Source organism: Butyricimonas muris (assembly GCF_046365375.1).
Lineage (GTDB): Bacteria > Bacteroidota > Bacteroidia > Bacteroidales > Marinifilaceae > Butyricimonas > Butyricimonas muris.
The window spans coordinates 147,864-168,279 of record NZ_JBKEIT010000003.1 but is presented as its reverse complement, the minus strand read 5'-3'; the positions used below and the strand labels follow the sequence as shown (position 1 = coordinate 168,279).

14 protein-coding genes are annotated in these 20,416 nt (G+C 44.0%); 7 read left to right on the top strand and 7 right to left on the bottom strand.

Annotated features, from left to right (window positions below; translation table 11 throughout):
- The first annotated feature begins 22 nt into the window (after window positions 1-22).
- From ACK8P8_RS06045 to ACK8P8_RS06020, 6 genes are all read left to right on the top strand, one after another.
- On the top strand, window positions 23-550 hold the full coding sequence (locus ACK8P8_RS06045) for a sigma-70 family RNA polymerase sigma factor (RefSeq protein ID WP_099292073.1): 528 nt from the start codon (window positions 23-25) through the stop codon (window positions 548-550).
- Between the two features lie 73 nt (window positions 551-623).
- Window positions 624-1,676 (top strand): FecR family protein, encoded by a 1,053-nt coding sequence (locus tag ACK8P8_RS06040; RefSeq protein ID WP_099292072.1) that lies wholly within the window; start codon window positions 624-626, stop codon window positions 1,674-1,676.
- Between the two features lie 366 nt (window positions 1,677-2,042).
- The gene (locus ACK8P8_RS06035) at window positions 2,043-5,399 is read left to right on the top strand and encodes a SusC/RagA family TonB-linked outer membrane protein (RefSeq protein WP_369860732.1); all 3,357 of its coding nucleotides are present in this window, start codon (window positions 2,043-2,045) and stop codon (window positions 5,397-5,399) included.
- A gap of 11 nt (window positions 5,400-5,410) precedes the next feature.
- Complete coding sequence (locus ACK8P8_RS06030; RefSeq protein ID WP_186975089.1) at window positions 5,411-6,880, top strand: RagB/SusD family nutrient uptake outer membrane protein; 1,470 nt, start codon at window positions 5,411-5,413, stop codon at window positions 6,878-6,880.
- 19 nt (window positions 6,881-6,899) lie between these two features.
- Complete coding sequence (locus tag ACK8P8_RS06025; RefSeq protein ID WP_369860733.1) at window positions 6,900-7,598, top strand: DUF4843 domain-containing protein; 699 nt, start codon at window positions 6,900-6,902, stop codon at window positions 7,596-7,598.
- Window positions 7,599-7,623: 25 nt separating this feature from the next.
- The gene (locus tag ACK8P8_RS06020) at window positions 7,624-9,225 is read left to right on the top strand and encodes a PKD-like family lipoprotein (protein WP_227215252.1); all 1,602 of its coding nucleotides are present in this window, start codon (window positions 7,624-7,626) and stop codon (window positions 9,223-9,225) included.
- A gap of 79 nt (window positions 9,226-9,304) precedes the next feature.
- Here ACK8P8_RS06020 and ACK8P8_RS06015 read toward each other — a convergent pair whose 3' ends face one another.
- The 6 genes from ACK8P8_RS06015 to ACK8P8_RS05990 form a co-directional block, all read right to left on the bottom strand.
- Complete coding sequence (locus ACK8P8_RS06015) at window positions 9,305-11,371, bottom strand: cation:proton antiporter domain-containing protein (protein WP_369860734.1); 2,067 nt, start codon at window positions 11,369-11,371, stop codon at window positions 9,305-9,307.
- A 15-nt stretch (window positions 11,372-11,386) separates the two neighbouring features.
- Complete coding sequence (locus ACK8P8_RS06010; protein WP_369860735.1) at window positions 11,387-13,288, bottom strand: dipeptidyl-peptidase 3 family protein; 1,902 nt, start codon at window positions 13,286-13,288, stop codon at window positions 11,387-11,389.
- Window positions 13,289-13,290: 2 nt separating this feature from the next.
- Complete coding sequence (locus ACK8P8_RS06005) at window positions 13,291-14,139, bottom strand: hypothetical protein (RefSeq protein ID WP_141560944.1); 849 nt, start codon at window positions 14,137-14,139, stop codon at window positions 13,291-13,293.
- Window positions 14,140-14,142: 3 nt separating this feature from the next.
- Window positions 14,143-14,817, bottom strand: coding sequence for a TrmH family RNA methyltransferase (locus ACK8P8_RS06000; protein ID WP_099292065.1), 675 nt, complete (start codon window positions 14,815-14,817; stop codon window positions 14,143-14,145).
- A 161-nt stretch (window positions 14,818-14,978) separates the two neighbouring features.
- Window positions 14,979-15,248: an HU family DNA-binding protein gene (locus ACK8P8_RS05995; protein ID WP_099292064.1), complete on the bottom strand. Its 270-nt coding sequence runs from the start codon at window positions 15,246-15,248 to the stop codon at window positions 14,979-14,981.
- A 147-nt stretch (window positions 15,249-15,395) separates the two neighbouring features.
- Window positions 15,396-16,940, bottom strand: a complete 1,545-nt coding sequence (locus ACK8P8_RS05990) for an NAD(P)/FAD-dependent oxidoreductase (RefSeq protein ID WP_186975083.1) — start codon at window positions 16,938-16,940, stop codon at window positions 15,396-15,398.
- Between the two features lie 182 nt (window positions 16,941-17,122).
- Between ACK8P8_RS05990 and ACK8P8_RS05985 the strand changes: the two genes are divergently transcribed.
- Window positions 17,123-17,878: an SDR family NAD(P)-dependent oxidoreductase gene (locus ACK8P8_RS05985; protein WP_186975082.1), complete on the top strand. Its 756-nt coding sequence runs from the start codon at window positions 17,123-17,125 to the stop codon at window positions 17,876-17,878.
- A 161-nt stretch (window positions 17,879-18,039) separates the two neighbouring features.
- Here ACK8P8_RS05985 and pbpC read toward each other — a convergent pair whose 3' ends face one another.
- Window positions 18,040-20,409 carry a penicillin-binding protein 1C gene (gene pbpC / locus ACK8P8_RS05980; protein WP_369860736.1) on the bottom strand — a complete coding sequence of 790 codons (2,370 nt, stop codon included), beginning with the start codon at window positions 20,407-20,409 and terminating at the stop codon, window positions 18,040-18,042.
- Window positions 20,410-20,416: the final 7 nt, after the last annotated feature.

Here is a 20,416-nt window from a genome sequence, read left to right as displayed (position 1 = left end):
GAATATATCACATAAAAAACAAATGGAAAAGGATCAAGTCATATTACTGGAACAACTTTTCAATCGTTATTTTAGTCATCTGGTTCTTTATTCCAGAAAGCTGATCGGAGCACAAGAACCGGCGGAAGACATTGTTCAAGATGTATTCCTGCACTTGTTCGAAAGTAAACGCCTGAAGTTTGCGACTCCTTCATTTTTATTTACTTGTGTGAAAAACGCTTCTTTAAATTACATAAACTTCTCGAAAAAGAGAATGGTTCCCCTCTCTCCCGCTCAAGAATTTATCCCGGATAAAGATGTACAGGAAGAAATCGCCCACATGCAACAACTGGAACGACTGGATACTGCCATTGAATCTTTACCTGCCAAATGCAAAGAGATATTCAAGCGGGTATATTTACAAGGTCAACGCTATGAAGATGTCGCCACACAGTTGGAAATCTCTTATCACACCGTGAAGGCGCACATGACAACCGCCTTTAAACATTTACGAAAACACCTTTTAGTATTACTTTTCCTTCTTCGAAATGTTAAATTCAAGAGAAAGTGAAAAAAAAGTTGGAAAAATGACTAGGTAGATTCTGCGTCATATTTGTTATTATTATAAACAATATCACAGAACCATGCCAAACGAGCAAGAAAATATAGACGAACAAATCATCCGGGATTGGGTTGAAATGAAAAAACTACAACATCCCGGATATTGGACGCAGATGAAGGATAAACTTCAAATTGCCATCCGCCGAAAGTATAAAATACGAATAGTAAAATATGCTGCCATATTCATGTTACCTGTTTTAGCATGCGGACTTTATCTCTTGCTGGATAATCCTCATCACACTCCCCCGCGGACAGAACAAACTTTGGCAAAAATATTACCGGGTGATAAAAAAGCTATTCTATATACATCAGATGGTAGTTCACTCGTCCTTTCCGAGGATACACTCTCGTTGACAGAGATCAACGGAACCCGGATACTATCCGCAAAAGACGAAGGAATTGTCTATACCCCGCAAACAACGAGTAACACGATAGAAATCTATAACACGCTTGTAGTTCCTCTTAAAGGAGAATATAACATCACTCTCTGCGACGGAACCCAAGTATGGCTAAACTCCTCTTCCTCATTGAAGTATCCCGTTATCTTTTCAGATTCCGTTCGGGAAGTACACTTGGAAGGCGAGGCTTTCTTTATCGTGACCGAGAATAAAGAAAAACCGTTTATCGTGACAACAAAAGATTACTCCGTCAAAGTACTGGGAACAGCTTTTAACGTGATGGACTACAATGATGACAATTATTCTCACACGACACTGGCAAAAGGAAAAATCGAAATATTACACGGGGACAAACGCCAAATATTAATCCCGGGCGAGCAGGCAGTTCTGAAAGACGGGAAAATATCCATAAAGAAAGTAGACCCGCACTATTACACCACGTGGATGAACGACCGTTTCTACTTTGACAGCGAATGTCTGGAAAACATCATGAAAAAATTATCCAGATGGTACGATGTACAAGTAACATTCAAGGATGAAGCGGCAAAACAATATCATTTCGAGGGAAGCGTACCTAAATACAGCAGCATCAAAGAAATTTGTAATATTATAGAATTAACGACACACGTGAGGTTTGAACTGGAAAAGAATAATATAATTGTTAAACTAAAGGAATAGAGGATGTAAATGTCATTTCTGTATCTTGATATCAATCTGAAATGACACGATAAACGAATCATTAAAAAACTTAATACTGAACTGAAAAGTATCGGTAAACGGGAGAATTATACAATGAAGTATCACTATCTAAAACGAGAATTTATGTCATTAATCCAACGTTTATTACTTGTTTAAGCGCACGTTTCAAAACGCCGCACAAATAACAAACTATCATCTATATATCAAGTAATTAGCATTTTACTGCAATCCCTATAAAAAAGTTTTTTTCTCTCCTTTTTTACGATTAATAAACGTTCGTTTATTGAGCATGACTTTTATGGTAATTAATACTTAAGATAATTAACATAAACCATAACACAACTTATGAAAAAAAATATCAATAACCTACTAAAACGGTATCTGTTAATTACATTTACCCTATGTTTTGTCTCCCTCTCGTTTGCAGGGAACGGAACTCAAATTCAGGACAAAATCATCAGTGTCGATTTCAAAAATGAAACTTTGGCAAATGTCCTCAAAGAACTAAAAAACAAAACAGGTTACGAATTCCTGTATAACTTGGAAATAGTTAATAAAGCTCCGCTCGTCACCGTGAAAGCAGAAAAGAAACCTTTCACGCAAGTTTTAACCCTCTGCCTTGAAAATACAGATTTCACGTATCAGATTATCGACGATACGGTCGTTATAAAATTAAAGGAAGAAAATGATAATACACCACAGAATAAAGAAATCAACGGTGTCGTACTTGACGAGAACAACTCCCCTTTACCCGGAACAACGATCATGATAAAGGGAACACAAGTAGGTTCCGCCACGGATAAAGACGGCAAATTCAAACTGACACTTCCGAATATCAAGAACATCACACTGGTGGTTAGTTTTCTTGGTTTTGAAACACAAGAAATCGAGCTATCAAACCAGAAAGAGATCAAGATCATTCTCCGGGAGAAAAAAGAAAGTCTGGAAGATGTCGTGATTACCGGTTACGCTAACGTAAAAAAATCCAGCTTCACGGGATCAGCCATCCGGGTAGAGAAAAAAGAATTGTTAAAGGTTGCTTCACGAAATGTCATATCGGCATTACAAGTCTTCGATCCCTCTTTGCGCATCATGAAAAATAACGACATGGGGTCCGACCCGAATACTGTTCCCGAATTTTACATCCGCGGACGTTCCGGCGTGGGCGTTATGGAACTCGACAAAAATTCCGTATCCAAAACGGCCTTACAGAACAACCCCAACTCCCCCCTGTTTATCATGGACGGGTATGAGGTAAAAATAGATAAAGTGTACGATTTCGACCCGAACCGGATAGCGAACATCACGATTCTGAAAGATGCTGCCGCAACGGCCTTGTATGGTTCCCGTGCCGCCAACGGTGTGATTGTGATTGAAACCGTGGCTCCACAACCCGGCAAACTCCGTGTTTCCTACGACTTCATGGGAGAATTAACTGTACCGGATATCTCTGACTACAACTTGATGAACGCAAGTGAGAAGTTGGAGGCTGAACGCTTGGCAGGCTTCTTTGACTCTGAAGCTCCCGTAGAATACCAAAGCCTGCAACAAGAATATATCGAGAAAAGAAACAACATCATGGCAGGCGTGAACACCGATTGGATTTCCTTGCCCTTGAGAAATCCCTTTAATCACAAACACAGCCTGTTTGTCGAGGGTGGTTCCAACGATTTTCGATTCGGCATCACCATGCGTTATGACGTACAAAACGGAGTAATGAAAGAGTCCGGGAGAACTCGTATCGGCTCTTCTTTTATGCTGGATTACCGGGTAAAGAACTTACAATTGCGCAACGAAGTCAGTTATGATGTTACCAAAGGTACAAACTCACCTTACGGGGATTTCAGCGAATATACCCGCCGCCTACCTTACGTGTCTTACAAAGATATTGACGGAAACTACGTGAACGACTTGAAATGGCATATTAACGATACCCGTTTAAATCCTTATTACGAGGCAAAACTAATGAAGAATTTCAGTCACAATAATTACAGTTCACTGACGGATAATCTGGGTGTGAACTGGTATATCATGGACGGATTCCAAATGAAAGCCCAATTCTCAATCACGAAAACAAACGAGTGGTCTTCCGTTTTCGTCGATCCGGAATCTGCCACGTTCAAGAATAGTACCGAGGACTTAAGCGTACAAAAAGGGACATTGGACAAGAGCGATTCCGAAACAATAAACTGGAACTTCAAAGCATTCGCCAATTACGTGAAGACGTTAGGCAATCACAACATCAACTTCTCGGTCGGAGTCGAATTAAACGAGAACAAATACAGCTACGAGAGCACCACTTTCCGCGGGTTCCCTTCCGGAGAGCTAAGTTCCCCCATGTATGCTGAAAAATCGGATGCTCCCACATTCTCCGATAATCACACCCGTCTATCCAGCGTGTACGCCGCTTTAAATTATTCTTTTCAAGATATTTATCTACTAGATGCCTCCTACCGCATGGACGGTTCTTCCGAATTCGGGGTAGATAACAAAACAGCTTCATTCTACGCTATCGGTGCGGGAGTCAATTTCCATAAATACGATTTTATGCAGAAATTGGATAAAATCAGCCAGCTAAGATTAACTGGTACTTACGGACAAACCGGTAAAGTAAACTTCCCCGCTTACGCCGCAAAACACACATATAAAATCTCTGACAAGTATTACGGCACGGGCAACGGACTGACGCTATTCTACATGGGTAATGATAAATTAACATGGGAAAAGACAAACGAATTAAACCTCCGTCTGGTTCTGGGATTATTTAACGACAACATCACATTGGAAGCCGATTGGTATAACAAATTGACTAAAGATTTGATCACGGACGTGACTATTCCGGTATCCACGGGATTCGAGTCTTACAAGGATAATCTTGGAGAAGTACGAAACCGGGGATATGAAATAATCCTGCGTGCCAACGTGTACAAAACGCAAAACTGGGATGTTATCCTGTACGGGAACATGGCACATAACAAGAACCGGATCATGAAAATCTCCGAGTCGTTAAAGGCATACAACACCCGTGTTGACGAGGAATTCGCCAAATTTGAAAATGATAAAAAGAACTTAACCTATGCCAAACCGCTTATAAAATACGAGGAAGGCGGTTCATTAACAGCTATTTGGGGTATGAAATCCTTGGGTATCAACCCCAGCGACGGAAAGGAGATATTTGTAAACCGGGACGGAACAATTTCTTACGATTATGTTTCCTCCCAACAACAGATTCTCGGAGACAAGGAACCGGATGCACAAGGTAGTTTCGGGGTAAACCTGCGTTACAGGAATTTCTCGTTGTTCGCTTCCTTTATGTATGAATTCGGCGCACAAGTATACAACACGACTCTCGTGGAAAAAGTGGAGTGCGTTGACCTGCGTTACCAGAATGCGGACAAACGCGTACTGACACAACGCTGGGAATCAGCCGGACAACGTACCACACTAAAAGACATCAAGGATAGAAGCGAAACTACACGCCCAACGTCCAGATTCGTACAAGACTACAACGCGATAGATTTCACCTCATTGAGTTTAAGTTATGATTTTAATCGTGAATTAATCCATCGTTTCGGTTTGAGTATGCTCCGCCTGCAATTCCAAATGGGTGATGTCGCTCACATTTCGAATGTGAAACAAGAAAGAGGACTATCCTACCCTTTCAGCCGTACATTTAATTTCTCTTTAAATGCAACTTTCTAAATCATGATGCTATGAACAAAATAAAATACTATATCATTCTGGCAACCATCACTTTGTTTACCTTGAACGGTTGTGGAAACTGGTTAGACGTTTCTCCTGAAAATCAGGTAACGGACGAGAAATTATTTGATGATTATTCAGGCTTTCGTAATGCATTGAACGGAATATATCAGGAACTTTCTCAACAAGGTCTATACGGGCGGGAACTATCGTGGGGATTGATAAGCGTACTCGCACAGGATTACAATGCCGACAGGTTGAATAAAGCTTACCCGGAAGTCGCAACTTACAACTACGATCTGGCAGATACCAAAAAAATGATTGACAATCTATGGATACAGATGTATAATGCCATCGCGAACTGTAACAAATTAATTGAAGAGATTCAAAAAAAGGACGGAACATTCTTCCCGTTGGGAAAAGCAGAAAAAGACTTAATCGAGGGAGAAGCCCTTGCCTTGCGCGCATTCATTCACTTCGATTTATTACGTTTATTCGCCCCGTCCCCAAAAGTGAACGCAACCGGTACGTATTTACCTTATTTCACGACTTACCCGTCAAAATATGAACCGAAACAAAAAACATCCGATTTCTTGCAACTCGTGATCGGTGATCTGTCGAAAGCCAAAGATCTGGTAGCCCACTTTGATTCTACCCATGTAACAGAAACCGGTTTGTATTCCGCAACATGGAGATACACCCCGCAAAGTATAAATTTAGGTCGTTTCTTCAATTCCCGCGGTATCCGACTAAATTACATAGCCATTCACGGTTTGCTCGCCCGGGTATACATGTATGCCGGAGATGAAACGAATGCCGAAAAAGAAGCTCGTTTCGTTCTGGAACATTTTGTAGCATCAGAAGGTGGTGAAGATGCGTTACGTTTTGCCTCAACAAGTGAATTAACTTCCGGTAAAGGATTGCATACCAAGTATAAATCGGAAATTATGTTTGCCTTGTATGATGACAAATTAACGGACTTATACGACGAATTTAAAACCACGAACAACACACGTTTCGCACTAAAAGCATGGACGGACTTCTTCACGGAAGACGGGGACGATTCGAGAAAGAATCTGGGTGAATATAATTATGAAACAGGATTGTATAACTTATTAAAGTGGCAATCTTTCGACACGGAAGTTCCCGATGTCACACCGAATTTTAACCTGATTCCGGTATTGCGTCTGTCTGAAATGTATTATATCATCAGCGAATGTCGCTATAATACCAGCGATGCGACGAACGCCCAAGTATACTTGCAAAAAGTCAGAGATGCGTACCAAGCTGACAACCGGACAGTTGACATGAATCGTTACCAGAAGGAATTAACGCTGGAAATGAAAAAGGAATATTTGACGGAAGGTCAACTGTTTTTCTTTTACAAACGCTTGAACATAGCCATCGAGAATGGCGGAGAAACCGTAAACGTGGGAAACAAATTTGTACTTCCCATCCCGGAAAAAGAAGATGTATTCTAAACGATAAAGGAGAACAACTATGAAAAAAATATTACTATTCGGTTTATTAGCAGGGTTATTGAACGCTTGCAGCAAAGAAAATATCCCTTTATATGACTCACAACATTACGTGCAATTCGTGAATGATTACACGGACTCAATGGAGATATCGTTCTTCTTCTACGGTTCGGCACAACAAATAGAAATACCGTTACCCGTAAAACTCGTGGGTATGCCCTTAACCGAGGCAAAAGAAATAGTATTAAAAGCAAACAGCCAATACACGACGGCTTCATCCTCTCAATTCACACTGCCTGACAAAGCTTTGTTTAAAGCCGGACAAACAATGGACACGCTTTACATCACGTTAAAACGGGAAGGCTTGAATCAAAAAGTTCGACTGGTTGTCGATATCGCTGACGGTACGGAAATACTTAGCGGGCAGAGCCTTTATTCCCGACAAATTATATGGTTCAGCACGGAGATATCCCGTCCGGGATGGTGGGACAGTGACGTGGAAGATGTTTTCTTGGGAAAATATTCCATACCTAAATTCCAGAAATTAATTGACGTCACGGGAACCGGTGACTGGGAAAACAAAAACTATGACGAGCGTAGAGCCCTTGCCTTGCAATTCAAACGGGAATTATTACGGTTACGTTATGCCGGAACGCCTTATCCGGACGAAGAATTGGGATTAGACGATATGTCCACGGATATCCCCGTGTTAGGTTATTAATCATCACATGAAAAGAAAGAATATTATGAGAAAATTAATGATATTATTTTTGGCATGGTTCATCTGCGGATTAAGCGCATGCGTGGACGACGACGGGAATTACAATTATTTGCCTCAAGATTTAGTGACAATAGAATTACCGGGAAGCTCAAACTCCGGCTCCTCCTGTATCGAGGGAACGGAATTTGTTCTCGAACCCAAAATTACTTGGAAGAATCCGGAAGATGAAGCCCACTTCACTTACACGTGGCTCGTTGACAAGGACACCATTTCACATGACAAGGTGTTGAAATATGTTTTCCCGGAGATCAAAGACTTTTACGTGTCATTATACCTGACAGACGAGAGGACAAATATTTCCTATAAAAACAGCGGAATGTTTATCCTCCGCGTGGAAACTCGTTATAAAACCGGATTCATGGTACTTTATAAAGAAAGTAGCGGAACGTCCCGTCTTGGATTCATAAAAGTACCCGGTAACGGTGAAACACCGGATGGATTTGAATACTGGAACGAAAAAGAATTGTACAAACAATTCCACGAGGGAGAAGACCTGGGAAGCAACCCGGTGAGATTAATTCAACATTTCTCTTCAAGTTACAGTGCGGATGATCAGGTTCTCGTTATTCAACGCGGTGGACAAGGTCCTTTAGAACTGGATGGAGTAACCCTAAAGAAAGTTATACTGACAGAACATGAATTTGTAAATGAAAAAGTTCCCGAGATATTCGAACCCGTGGATGTTTGCTACAACGAGAGAATAAACCTGTTGTTAAACAGCGACGGGAGCCTGTACAATCGCATGATTACCGTTTCGAATGCTTTTCAATCCAATGCTTATAGCAATATACCTATGAATATAGACGTGGATAACGGTGTCAGCGGTGGTAATATCACACTATTGGCACAACCGGCAAATTCCTCGATGACAAACACGATTTTAGCGTATGACGCCACACCGGAACACAAACGTTTCATTCTGGTTTCCATGGCAGGAAACAACCGTGCGGGAATGGCTGTCGTATCCTCAAGTACGGGGGAATGGCCGGAAAACTATGTACCACTGGACAATCTGGGTGATTACAATCTGATATACGCCTGTCCTTGTAAAGACGACTTGATGACCAGTTGGAACGACTCCTATTTTTACTTCATCTTAAAAGATGTAAACGGGAAACACTGGATACAATCTTGCTACATGCCGTCTTCATCTATCGGGAAATTACAAATTAACCCCGTTAGTGACATATTGAAAGAATTACCTAAAGGAGATCAGATCACCGCTAAAACAAAATTCTTATGCCACCGCTCCGGTGATTATCTGTTCTTCACAGGGGGCATAAATAACGATATACTCTATTGTTATCAAGTGAACACGAACAAAACAACCGTATTCTTCAACGCGGGAGCCACGATCACGGCTTTAAGTTTCAATGAGGGATACACGATGTTCGGTTATACCGGAATTGCTATCGGAACCGCAAACGGGAAAGTTCATTTTGTCGATGCTTCCAGAAATTCCATTATATCAGAAGGCAACCCGACTATATACAAGGAATTTGAAGGATATGGCGAAGTTGTCGATATTATCTACAAACACACGTCGGCCATGATGCAATACAATTAATTCACCTAAACATAAACACAACGAAGGGGTGACTATCATTTAGAAAGTCACCCCATCTCTATTTATCTTGTAAATAGCACTAAACAAGATACCTGTTATCCGTTTCTCCCGCCTGAATGGGGTACACCAGCACAAAGCCGTTCATCTGGAAATACTTGCTCAAGTAATTCGGGATACGATTCATACTCGCGTGGTAAGAAATCCGATCTCTCCGGCTCATGATCACCCACAACATATCATTCTCTTTCGTTTCACGGAAAATAATCAAGAAATCGTCCCAATCGTCGAAAACGGTAAATTCCGCTTCAATCGGACGCTTTTTATAGATATCCTTCAAATATCCCAAAGTCGTTTCCGTCCCGTAAAATATAGCCTTACCTCCCGTGTTCTGGATAATATTCCAGACCTTGTTTACCCACATGGAAAAACCGACCTCTTTCTCCGCCTGTTCCGGGACAACAATCAAATGCCGTTTCACCGTGGCAATAGGCTGCATCGGACGATACACCAAAGTATTCACGTTACTCTGCCCTAATATTCCCTCGGTCATATTACCCAAAAATGAAGAAGTCGCTCTTTTTCCTTGGTGCAATCCCAACACGAGATCCGTGATCCCTTGTTCCTTTATCACGCTGATAATAGCGTTTACCACGTTCAAATCGTAGCGTAACAAATCATTTAACCTGTTGTCCGTCGCGGATGCCGTCGTCACTGCCATATTCAGCACTTTCTTTGCCTGTTTGAAAGCAGCCTCATCCGACACTTTATTATTAATGACGTTCAAAGCAAATAACCCGTCCTTATTCTTTTTCGATTTAATCGCCGTACTCAAATTTACCAGTTCCGTCACATTTCTTTCGTATGACACGGGTATCAAAATACGCTCTTTATGTTCCTCCATCTCCCCGTTGTCCTCCGGTTCCTCTGCCATCGCTATATTGTGCGCCCCCTTTTGTGCGGCAAAAGAAGCCATCGTACAAGTAACCAAAATCATCAGAATCGTACCGTTCAACACGCTTTCGTTCAACAGCCGAATCGGCTCTCCCGCGGGTGTTTCTCCCAAGATCACGTTATATCCCACCATAACGGCAGCCAAAGTTGCCGCTGCCTGCGCATTACTCAACCCGAAAATCACCCGGCGTTGATCCAGTGACAAGCGAAAAGTCTTTTGTGTCAACCATGCAGCCGCATATTTAGCAACCGTGGCAACCACAATCATAACGACTCCAACCTTTATTGTTTCTATATTCGTGAAGAAAGCCCGGTAATCAATCAACATCCCCACCCCCAACAGGAAAAAAGGAATAAAAATAGCATTCCCGACGAACTCCACCCGGTTCATCAAAGGAGAAGTCGAGGGTATCAACCGATTGAGAGCCATTCCGGCAAGGAACGCCCCGATAATGGATTCCAGTCCTGCCAGCTCCGCCAGATAAGCACCGAGGAATACCATAACCAACACAAATATATACTGTGAAATATTATCGTCACATCGTTTGAAAAACCAACGTCCGACCAAAGGAAACACGATCATCACGAAAGCGAAGAAAATAATAATTGCCGCCCCCAGCCGATACCAGAACCAATCATCCATATCCCCCACCGCCATCTCGACAATAACCGTCAACACCAACAACGACAAGGTATCCGTGATCATGGTTCCCCCCACGGTAATCCCCACGGACTTATCTTTCGTGATACCTAATTTGCTGATAATCGGGTAAGCGATCAACGTGTGCGACGCGAACATACTCGCCAGCAAAACGGATGTCAACATCGAAAAATTCAACACGTAAAGTCCCACCAATGTCCCCAATGCCATGGGAATTAAAAAGGTGTACATACCGAAAGTCAGACTCTTCCATTTGTTCTTCTTGAAATCGCCCAAATCAATCTCCAGTCCCGCCAGAAACATAATATACAGCAATCCGGCAGTCCCGGAAAGAATGATACTACTATCTCTCAATACCAGATTGAACCCGTTAGGACCAATCACGGCTCCCGCGATAATCAATCCCAACAAATGGGGAATCCTCAATTTATTCAGCAACAACGGGGCTGCCAATATAATAATCAGAATCAACAAAAACTTCAATACCGGATCGGTCAACGGTAAAGTAATATTAGCAAGTATTATTGGTATCATATACATTCTTTATAATCACATATTCCCGTATTCCAGCATCTGTGCCAAGAAATCCGTCGGATATGTTATTTCCACATCCGTGATGTTTCCTTCTTTTTCTACTAATTTATATTCAGGATTCACGAAACCGGCATACGGGGCAACATTCAACTTCCGGTAACGTTCCAAAACTTCTTGATGCAAAACGGGATCAATCTGCACACCATACCCCTCGATCAAATTCCGGGCTCCCTCGAAATCCCCTTCCGACTTCACCCGCTGAATCTCTGCCAGTAACTTACCGAATAGTTGACGTAACGCATCATAATCCCGAATGGTGAAATAAGTCTTACCGTCACGTACCACCCGTTCGATCACGTTTGACGCTTTCCCTTTTTCATACACCCAAGACGCTATCAATTGACGGTTGCGCATGTGCGACTCTTCCAGATTATTTCCTAACTTCACTCGTGTAAGTTGCACCATCAAACCATTGCGTATATAATTGCAATACTCGCTTTTAGCCACATCCAAAGACGGGATAACCCCCAGTTCAACCAACTTCGGATCCATGACATAATAGAGCGCGAACAAATCAGCCCTCGTTTCTTCTATCGTGGAATAATAATTCTTCAAAGCCTCTTGTCCCACCCCGGGCAACATTTTGCCGGAACCATGTCCTAGACATTCATGCAAATCCGTGTGCACGTTTCCACCCAGATAACCGTATTTCCGCACCAACTCCTTCTCCTCTTCCGAATAGGCGAACTCGTCCAGCACGCCGGAAGTCAACGAGGTTTGATTGTACGCGTACGTGATATTATCCAAAGTCACGGATTTACTCCCGTAGCGCTCCCGTATCCACTCGGCATTCGGGAGATTGATCCCGATAGGAGTTGCCGGATGACAATCCCCGCCCAACATGGCAGCCTGTACCACACGGGCAATAATCCCCACGACCTCGCTCTTTTTAAAACGTTCGTCTATCGGGGCATTCCGTTCGAACCACAAGGCATTATCCGCCAACTTACGAGTGCGTTTGCAAGCCTCTTCATCCATAATCTGTACCACAGACTCCCAACTTGCCTTGTACGCCAGAGGATCACCGTACACCTCGATAAAACCGTTTATAAAATCAACGGGGGCAGCACTTTCTTTCACCCACTCGATCGAATACCGGTCAAAAAGTGCAAGGTCGCCCGTCCGATAATATTGTACCAACAAATCTATAATTTCCTTCTGATGCTCGTTACAAGCGTATTCAGCCGCTTTCTCCAAGTTTTCCACAACACGGGTAAGTTCTTTACTATACTTTCCCCCGACATACCACACCTCTTCCCGTAACCGCCCCTGTTCGTCACGCACAAGCATGGAATTTAATCCCCAAGAAATCAATTCATTCTGTTTCTTTTTCTCCCGATAAAATTCCTCTACCTCCTTTTGCGTCACTCCCTCGTAATAATTATTCGCGGAAGCCTGCACGAGATCTTTTCCATCGTCAAGCACCACCCGTTTAGCCATATAGTCCGGATCAAAAATCACTCTCTCCAATTCCCCGTACATTTCCTCTTCTCCAACCGCCAACAGAAGCGATTTAAAGTATTCCGGGGTAAACTCCGGGATAAATTTCTCCATCGAATAATGATGATGAATCCCGTTAGCAAAAAACACTTTCTTGGCATACACCAGAAAATGCTGAAATTCCTGTGCTTCCAGATCTCCTTTATAATCCCGCAGGATTTTTTCCAACACCTTCCGCAAGCGAAGATTATACCTGTTATTCTGGTCCCAGAGGATGTCCCTTCCCGCCAATGCCGCACGACTCAAGTAATAAACAAACAATTTCTCCTTCAACGTCAAACTGTCGAACACGGGAACATCATAACGCAATATCTTTATATCATCAAATTGCTCCAAAAAATACTTCTTCTCATCCATTTCTACTCTGTTTTAGATTCTTCATGCCCGGCAACTTTAAACGAATCATATATTCGCCGGACAACACCCCGGGCAATATCGTCACCTTTTTTATTACTTGAAACCAACTGGTAAAGTTTCAGTCCGTCGGCATAAATCGTGATATTAAATTCATATTCCGTACCCCCTTTCACGAATGTTCCCTGCATGACAATACCAATCATGTCCCCCATCTGTGCATACGCCTTATCATTCTTAAAATCAAATACTCCGCGCTGATTCTTTGCATCATTCAAAGCCCCCTCGGCCGCTCCTTCCAAATCAGCTTTTCCGACTTCCGGGACATATTCCGAAAACATGAACGTTAAATCCACCCCGTAACCCGAATACGAATACACATCCATCTCTTTGATTAAGGCTTGTATTTCCTCCGGCAACCGGTTACGGAGCATTGCACCGGCTGATTTCATTGCTTTCGGGGTTGTCAGTGAAACCCCACCGGCATAACTTCCCGTGTACCATTGTTGTTCCAACACCGGAACATCCGAACCCCCGAATTGTGCCTTATATGTTTTGGTAAACTCACCTACCAGCAAACCGATAAACAACACCATCAGCAAAGCCCCTATTGCCCCGGCTATAATCCCCTTCTTGTTTTTCTTTCCCGCGGGTTTTGACAAATCGCCTTTCTTCACCTGCTCTTCCGTCAAACATACCTCCCGTTGAAAATCCTCAAACGTTTTTTCCGGGTGACGGACTTTCCAATCTTTAAAGTTATCCTCCAGTTTCCGGTTACACAAGCCGCAAACCACCATGTATTCCGATTTCACCTCGTTAAGATGATTGCAATGTTTACATTTCAAATAGTACATAACTTACTGATTCTGATTAAACCGTTCTAATATCTGTTTTGATGCTTTAACGGAGCGTTTATACCAAGTGAACAACACCCGTTCCCGCTCCTCTTCCGACAGATGCCAGTCGATATCCGTCTGTCGCAACCGTTGCACGACACTATACATCAATAAAGCCGCACATACGCTTACATTATAACTTTCCGTGAAACCGTACATGGGCACTTTCACAAATTCATCCGCTCTCGCCAATACCTCGTCCGACAATCCGGTCAACTCCGTTCCCATGAAAAAAGCCATTTTCCCCGCTTGCAAATCCAACTGATCTATGTATGTATCCCGCTCGTGCGGAGTCGTTGCAATAATCCGATACCCTTGCGCACGCAGCGTTTCGATTGCCTCTATCGTGTTATTCTCTTTCTGCCTGTGCCGATGTATCGTCAACCAATCGGAAGCTCCCATAGAGATTTCCGAATTATCGTGAAAACTGTTCTCCCCCTCGATAATATGCACGTTCTGAATCCCGAAACAATCACAAGAACGCAAGACTGCACTGCAATTGTGTTCTTGGTATAAATCCTCCAGCACCATCGTGACATAACTCGTCCGCTCGTTCACCAATCTTGTAAATAAATCATTTTTATAGTCCGTCACGAACTCGCTCAAATACTCTACTTGTTCTCTAATCGAATGCATATAAACAGTTTATAAAGTTACAAAGTTCATAAAGTTTATAAGGTAAAAGTACAAAATTTCATGAATAATACGAACTTTATGAACCTTAAGAACTTCATAAACTTTACAAACACAAAAAAAGGGTGTCTTTCAACACCCTCTTTTTATCTTCAAAATGGTAATTATAGTTGGCCTTCCAATTCAGCACCAGGTCTAAATTTCACCACTTTCTTTGCCGGTATCTGGATAGTCTTTCCCGTTTGTGGGTTTCTTCCGCTTCTTGCACTTCTCTCAGAGATAGAGAAAGAACCGAAACCTACTAATGCTACTTTATCCCCACTTTTCAAAGATTCACCAACAGTAGCAACAAAAGCCTCTAATGCTTTTTTAGAATCTGCTTTAGTCAAACCAGCTTTTTCAGCAATTGCGTCAATTAATTGAGCCTTATTCATAATCAATAGTTTTAGGATTAGAACTAATAAATTTTCTTATATGTCGACAAATGTAGGTATTTTCTCGATTAAAGCAAATTTTTTACGAAAAAAACAAATCAAATTAATACTCGTACAGCCGCTAAGTCGCAAAATCACCCTTTTCTTTTAACAAATGACCTCGGCACACCCTTCCCCGTCCATCGCGGCGGAAACAATCCCTCCGGCATATCCCGCTCCCTCACCACACGGATACAATCCCTTTATTTGGGGATGCTCCATACCTTCCGCCTCCCGCGGAATCCTTAAAGGTGAAGACGTCCGACTCTCCACGCCTAACAGAACAGCCTCTTCCGTGATAAAACCTCTCGCCTTCTTCCCGAATTGCTCCAATCCCGTACAAAGTCGACGGTACACCACTTCCGGCAACCACTCCCCGAACAACGTGGCACGTACTCCCGGTTTATAAGATGTCCTAGGCAAATTCTCGCTCAAATGCCCCCGCAGAAAATGAGTTAATCGTTGTGCCGGAGCGTATAAATTTCGTCCGCCTTCTTCCCATGCCATTCGTTCCAAATCCTCTTGGAACTCCATTCCGGCAAACAAACCGTTATAATTCATCCCGACCAATTCCGCCTCCCCGATAGAGGTCACCATGGCGGAATTTGCCCATGCCGTGTTCCGTCCCGAAGCCGACATACCATTTACCACCTGTTGACCGGGTCCCGTGCAAGCGGGTACAACCACACCTCCCGGACACATGCAAAAGGAATAAACACCCCGACCGTCCACGTTTGTCACGAAACTATACTCCGCGGCAGGCAAGAAATCCCCTCTCCCTCGCGGATTATGATATTGAATCCGGTCAATCAAAGCCTGCGGGTGTTCCAGCCGTAATCCTACTGCAAACTCTTTCGGCTGCATCAACACGTCACGGGCATGCAGCATCCGATACACGTCACGGGCAGAATGTCCCGTCGCCAAAATCACATGCTCCGCCCGAATCTCTTGATTACCAACGACAACACCCCTCACCCGATTTTCCTCTATAATAATATCCGTCACCCGGCTGTTAAACCGTACTTCTCCCCCGTATTGCTCTATCGTTTTACGGATATTGACAATCACCTGCGGCAACTTGTCCGTACCGATGTGCGGGTGCGCGTCTATCAATATACTCTCGGAAGCCCCATGATATACCAGAATTTCCAGAATACGATTTACATTTCCCCGCTTTTTGGAACGTGTAAACAATTTCCCGTCCGAAAAAGTCCCGGCTCCGCCTTCGCCGAAACCGTAATTCGAATCCTCATCGGCAATCCCGGTTTTATACAGACTGTTCAAATCCAACTTCCGCTCTTCCACACGTTTACCTCTCTCCAACACAATCGGTCGTTTCCCCCGCTCGATCAGCCTCAACGCCGCGAACAATCCCGCCGGACCTGCCCCCACGACTACCACCGTTTCCGCTTGTGATACATCTTTGTACAACGGAACAAATTCCCTCTCTTTCTGTTCTATCCGGTCTATATGCACTCCCACTTTCAACTGTATCACAACTTGACGTTGCCGTGCATCAATAGACTTACGAAGAATCTCTATATGTTTGATTCTCTCGCTATCCACGTGCAATCTTTTCGCTAACAAATCATCGACGATTTCTTTATCATGCGCCTCTTCCGGTGTTATTCTTAATTCTATCTCTTTATACATAGTCTTATGTGGCTTCGCCACGTTGCAGGTTACAGGTTACAAGTTACAGGTTACAAGTTGTAAGTTACAAAATCCAAAAGTAAGAAAAATTTCAAGCCCTACCCATTTTTCACATTTCCAAATTTCCAAATTCATCAATTAACACCTACCTTCGCACAACAGATTTTTAAATAAATGTACTTATGAGCAAGATAGCATTAATCACAGGAGCAACTTCCGGTATCGGAAAAGCAACAGCCATTAAATTAGCTGAAATCGGGTATGACATCATCATCACCGGACGTCGGGGTGACCGTTTAACCGCTTTTGAAAACGAATTAAAAGCTAAAGGAACCCGTGTACTGGCACTTCAATTTGACGTCCGCAATCAACAAGAAGTTCACGATGCCATTTCCGGTCTGCCGGATACGTGGAAAAATATAGATGTACTCTTGAACAATGCCGGACTTGCCGTGGGTACTTCTCCTATTCAAGACGGTATTCTGGATGATTGGGAACGCATGATCGACACGAACGTGAAAGGCTTACTCTACATCACACGCGAAGTCGCTCCCTTGATGATTAAAAATAATAAAGGACACATCGTAAATATAGCCTCTGTCGCCGGTAAAGAAGTATATCCCGGCGGAAACGTTTATTGCGCCACCAAACACGCCGTAGACGCCCTTTCCAAAGCCATGCGGATTGACATGCTGAAACACAACATCAAAGTAACCAACATCGCCCCCGGCATGGTAGAAACCGAATTCTCCGTTGTTCGTTACAAGGGTGACCAACAAGCTGCCGATAATGTTTACAAAGGGATCATCCCGCTCACGGGAGAAGACATCGCCGACACCATCGTCTTTGCCGTCACCCGTCCCGCGCATATTTGCCTGAACGACATCCAAATCATGCCTACCGCCCAAGCAAGTTCCAGAGATGTGAATAGACAATAATGGGGTCGAAAGTCCATAAGGTCTGTAAAGTCCATAAAGTCACGCACGTCCTTCGGACAGTATTTATCGACAGCTACGCTGTCATAAACAAAGCGCCCCACAGGGGTCCATGGACCTTACGGACCTTATAGACTTTACAGACCTTACGGACTTTACAAACCTTACTTTTCTCCATCCACCACCACAAAACTCTGTCGTAGCGTATTCCCCTTGGCATCCACTAAATGCAGAACATGCCATCCCGGCGCAACATTCACCTCTAATTGGTGATGATAACGGGTTGTTCCCAAAAATTGATTGTCAATATGCCAATAAACCACTGTCGACGGCTCCCGGTGAGCCATTTCAAATACAACCCCTCTCACGATACCCCCTAAATCTTTAGGAATAAACACTCTTAATCCCCGTTGAGGATAAATCATTTCCATCACGTCATCCTGTCCCCGTTGGCAATCCGCACGATAAGGCGGCAATTTCTTGTAATCCGCATGCGTGCGGGCATAATACCACTCCTGCACGGGCGATAACACGAACCAAGGCTCTATCTTCATCCGATTGACGGACTCGCATTCCGAATCGACGCGATACTTCCCCGCCAAATCCAAATTTACCAAACGATGATAAGGACAAACGGCAGTCTTCTCTCCCGCGCGGGCTATCCACACGGTATCCGTTTCCGGGCAGATATCGGAAGCCCGATAGCCACTCTTCCGGCACACGGTCATTTCCACCATTTCTTCCCTCGGCATATAAAAACGTTCATCCGTTCGCAACAGGGATGCCACTTCAAACAATATCGGTGCGGCAGCTCTCACCCCGATCAGTCCGGGACGCCCTTCGCCGTCCGCGTTACCAACCCACACCCCAACCACGTACTCCGGGTTCACCCCGACCGCCCAAGCATCCCGAAAACCGAAACTCGTTCCCGTCTTCCAAGACAAATTCATTGAAGATGCAAAATTCTTCCACCCCGACTCTAAATCCGGTCGTTCCACGTCCTGTAACGCCTTGAGAGTAAGCCAAACCGCCGAAGCCGTTACCACATTTTGCCTAATAACCGTACTATCTGTCACCTCGTCCCCCCATACCCGCAGACGCCTAAATTCGTGGTCAAAACCAGCCCCGTCACATTCCGAATAATGCCTCAGAATAGAAGCCATCCCCCCGTACATATTACACAAATCCCACAACTTACATTCCGCCCCGCCCAAAATAAGGCTCAACCCGTAATTCTCGGCCTTACGATCCAAGGTGGTTATTCCCATCTTTTTCAAATCATCATAAAAATGCTCCACCCCGTACTCCCGCAGCAAACGAACGAACGGAATATTCAAAGACATGGACAATGCTTTCCCCGCGGGTACAATCCCTTGAAAATCTTTATTAAAATTAGAGGGGGTATAACTCCCGAAACGGGAAGGCACATCCGACACGATTGTCCCCGGCAGGATGTAACCGGATTGCTGCATCAAAGCATACAACGCCGGTTTCAAAATACTACCGGAACTTCGGTTAGAAGTAATAATATCCACTTGATTGCCCCCGTTTTCCCTCACTTTCGGACTATTCCCCACGTATGCCCGCACTTCCCCGGTCGGGATATGTGCCACCAACACGGCAGCGTTATAAATATGATTATGCCTCAATACCTCTATATGCCTCGCCACGATCTCGTTCACCCTAGCCTGCAATCGCGAGTCTATAAAAGTAGAACTGATCTGTCCTCTCCTTTGCCCGTAAGCCTTCGCCAACAAATGCGGGGTTATACACTCCGGGCTGTACACCTGTTCGGGCAAAGGTTCCGCTATGGCAACCGTCAGATCATCTTCACCGAAATACCCCGTTTCGTGAAGCTCCCGCAATAACTTATCCCTTTTCGCCTTCAGTTCCGGCATATTCTTCCCCGGATACATTAACGCGGGAGCATTCGGCAATACCGCCAAAAGAGCCGCTTCCGCCCAACTCAATTCATCCGGTTGACGATTGAAATACTTGAGTGCCGCCGTCTGTATCCCCACGATATTCCCCCCGAAAGGAGCATGATCGGCGTACATATTCAAAATCTCCCATTTATTGTAACTTTGTTCCAACCGAAGCGCAAGGAACATTTCCAGAATCTTCTCCGGAATCGTCCGGGGCGGGTTCTCTCTGGAAAGGCGTACCACCTGCATCGTCAAAGTACTCCCCCCGCTTACCACCGAACCGCTTCGCACGTTCAGCCATAAGGCACGTGCCACAGCCAAAGGGTCAACCCCCTCGTGCGTGAAAAATCGTTTATCCTCAAAACAAAGTAAGGCTGCCACGTACTTTCCCGACAGACGCCCCCGACCGGATACCCGAAACTGCCCGTCCCCGGCAACAGTCATTCCCATGATCTCACCCTCACGGTCAAGAATCACGGTTGAATAAGGAACCCGAAATAAAGGGGCGGGCAAGAAATACCACCATCCCAAGACAAAAGCGAGTAACACGCACCCCCCTATGCACCTTCGGAGCATCGGTCTTCGCATCTTATCCCGCCCGATATGCATACGCGAT

What these genes read in the sequence shown, in the direction of transcription:
- ACK8P8_RS06045 (WP_099292073.1), top strand. Translation starts at nt 23, where the DNA reads ATGGAAAAGGATCAAGTCATATTACTGGAACAACTTTTCAATCGTTAT.
- ACK8P8_RS06005 (WP_141560944.1), bottom strand. Translation starts at nt 14,139, where the DNA reads ATGTACTATTTGAAATGTAAACATTGCAATCATCTTAACGAGGTGAAA.
- ACK8P8_RS06025 (WP_369860733.1), top strand. Translation starts at nt 6,900, where the DNA reads ATGAAAAAAATATTACTATTCGGTTTATTAGCAGGGTTATTGAACGCT.
- ACK8P8_RS05990 (WP_186975083.1), bottom strand. Translation starts at nt 16,940, where the DNA reads ATGTATAAAGAGATAGAATTAAGAATAACACCGGAAGAGGCGCATGAT.
- ACK8P8_RS05985 (WP_186975082.1), top strand. Translation starts at nt 17,123, where the DNA reads ATGAGCAAGATAGCATTAATCACAGGAGCAACTTCCGGTATCGGAAAA.
- ACK8P8_RS06030 (WP_186975089.1), top strand. Translation starts at nt 5,411, where the DNA reads ATGAACAAAATAAAATACTATATCATTCTGGCAACCATCACTTTGTTT.
- ACK8P8_RS06035 (WP_369860732.1), top strand. Translation starts at nt 2,043, where the DNA reads ATGAAAAAAAATATCAATAACCTACTAAAACGGTATCTGTTAATTACA.
- ACK8P8_RS06010 (WP_369860735.1), bottom strand. Translation starts at nt 13,288, where the DNA reads ATGGATGAGAAGAAGTATTTTTTGGAGCAATTTGATGATATAAAGATA.
- ACK8P8_RS06015 (WP_369860734.1), bottom strand. Translation starts at nt 11,371, where the DNA reads ATGATACCAATAATACTTGCTAATATTACTTTACCGTTGACCGATCCG.
- ACK8P8_RS05995 (WP_099292064.1), bottom strand. Translation starts at nt 15,248, where the DNA reads ATGAATAAGGCTCAATTAATTGACGCAATTGCTGAAAAAGCTGGTTTG.
- ACK8P8_RS06020 (WP_227215252.1), top strand. Translation starts at nt 7,624, where the DNA reads ATGAGAAAATTAATGATATTATTTTTGGCATGGTTCATCTGCGGATTA.
- ACK8P8_RS06040 (WP_099292072.1), top strand. Translation starts at nt 624, where the DNA reads ATGCCAAACGAGCAAGAAAATATAGACGAACAAATCATCCGGGATTGG.
- ACK8P8_RS06000 (WP_099292065.1), bottom strand. Translation starts at nt 14,817, where the DNA reads ATGCATTCGATTAGAGAACAAGTAGAGTATTTGAGCGAGTTCGTGACG.
- pbpC (WP_369860736.1), bottom strand. Translation starts at nt 20,409, where the DNA reads ATGCATATCGGGCGGGATAAGATGCGAAGACCGATGCTCCGAAGGTGC.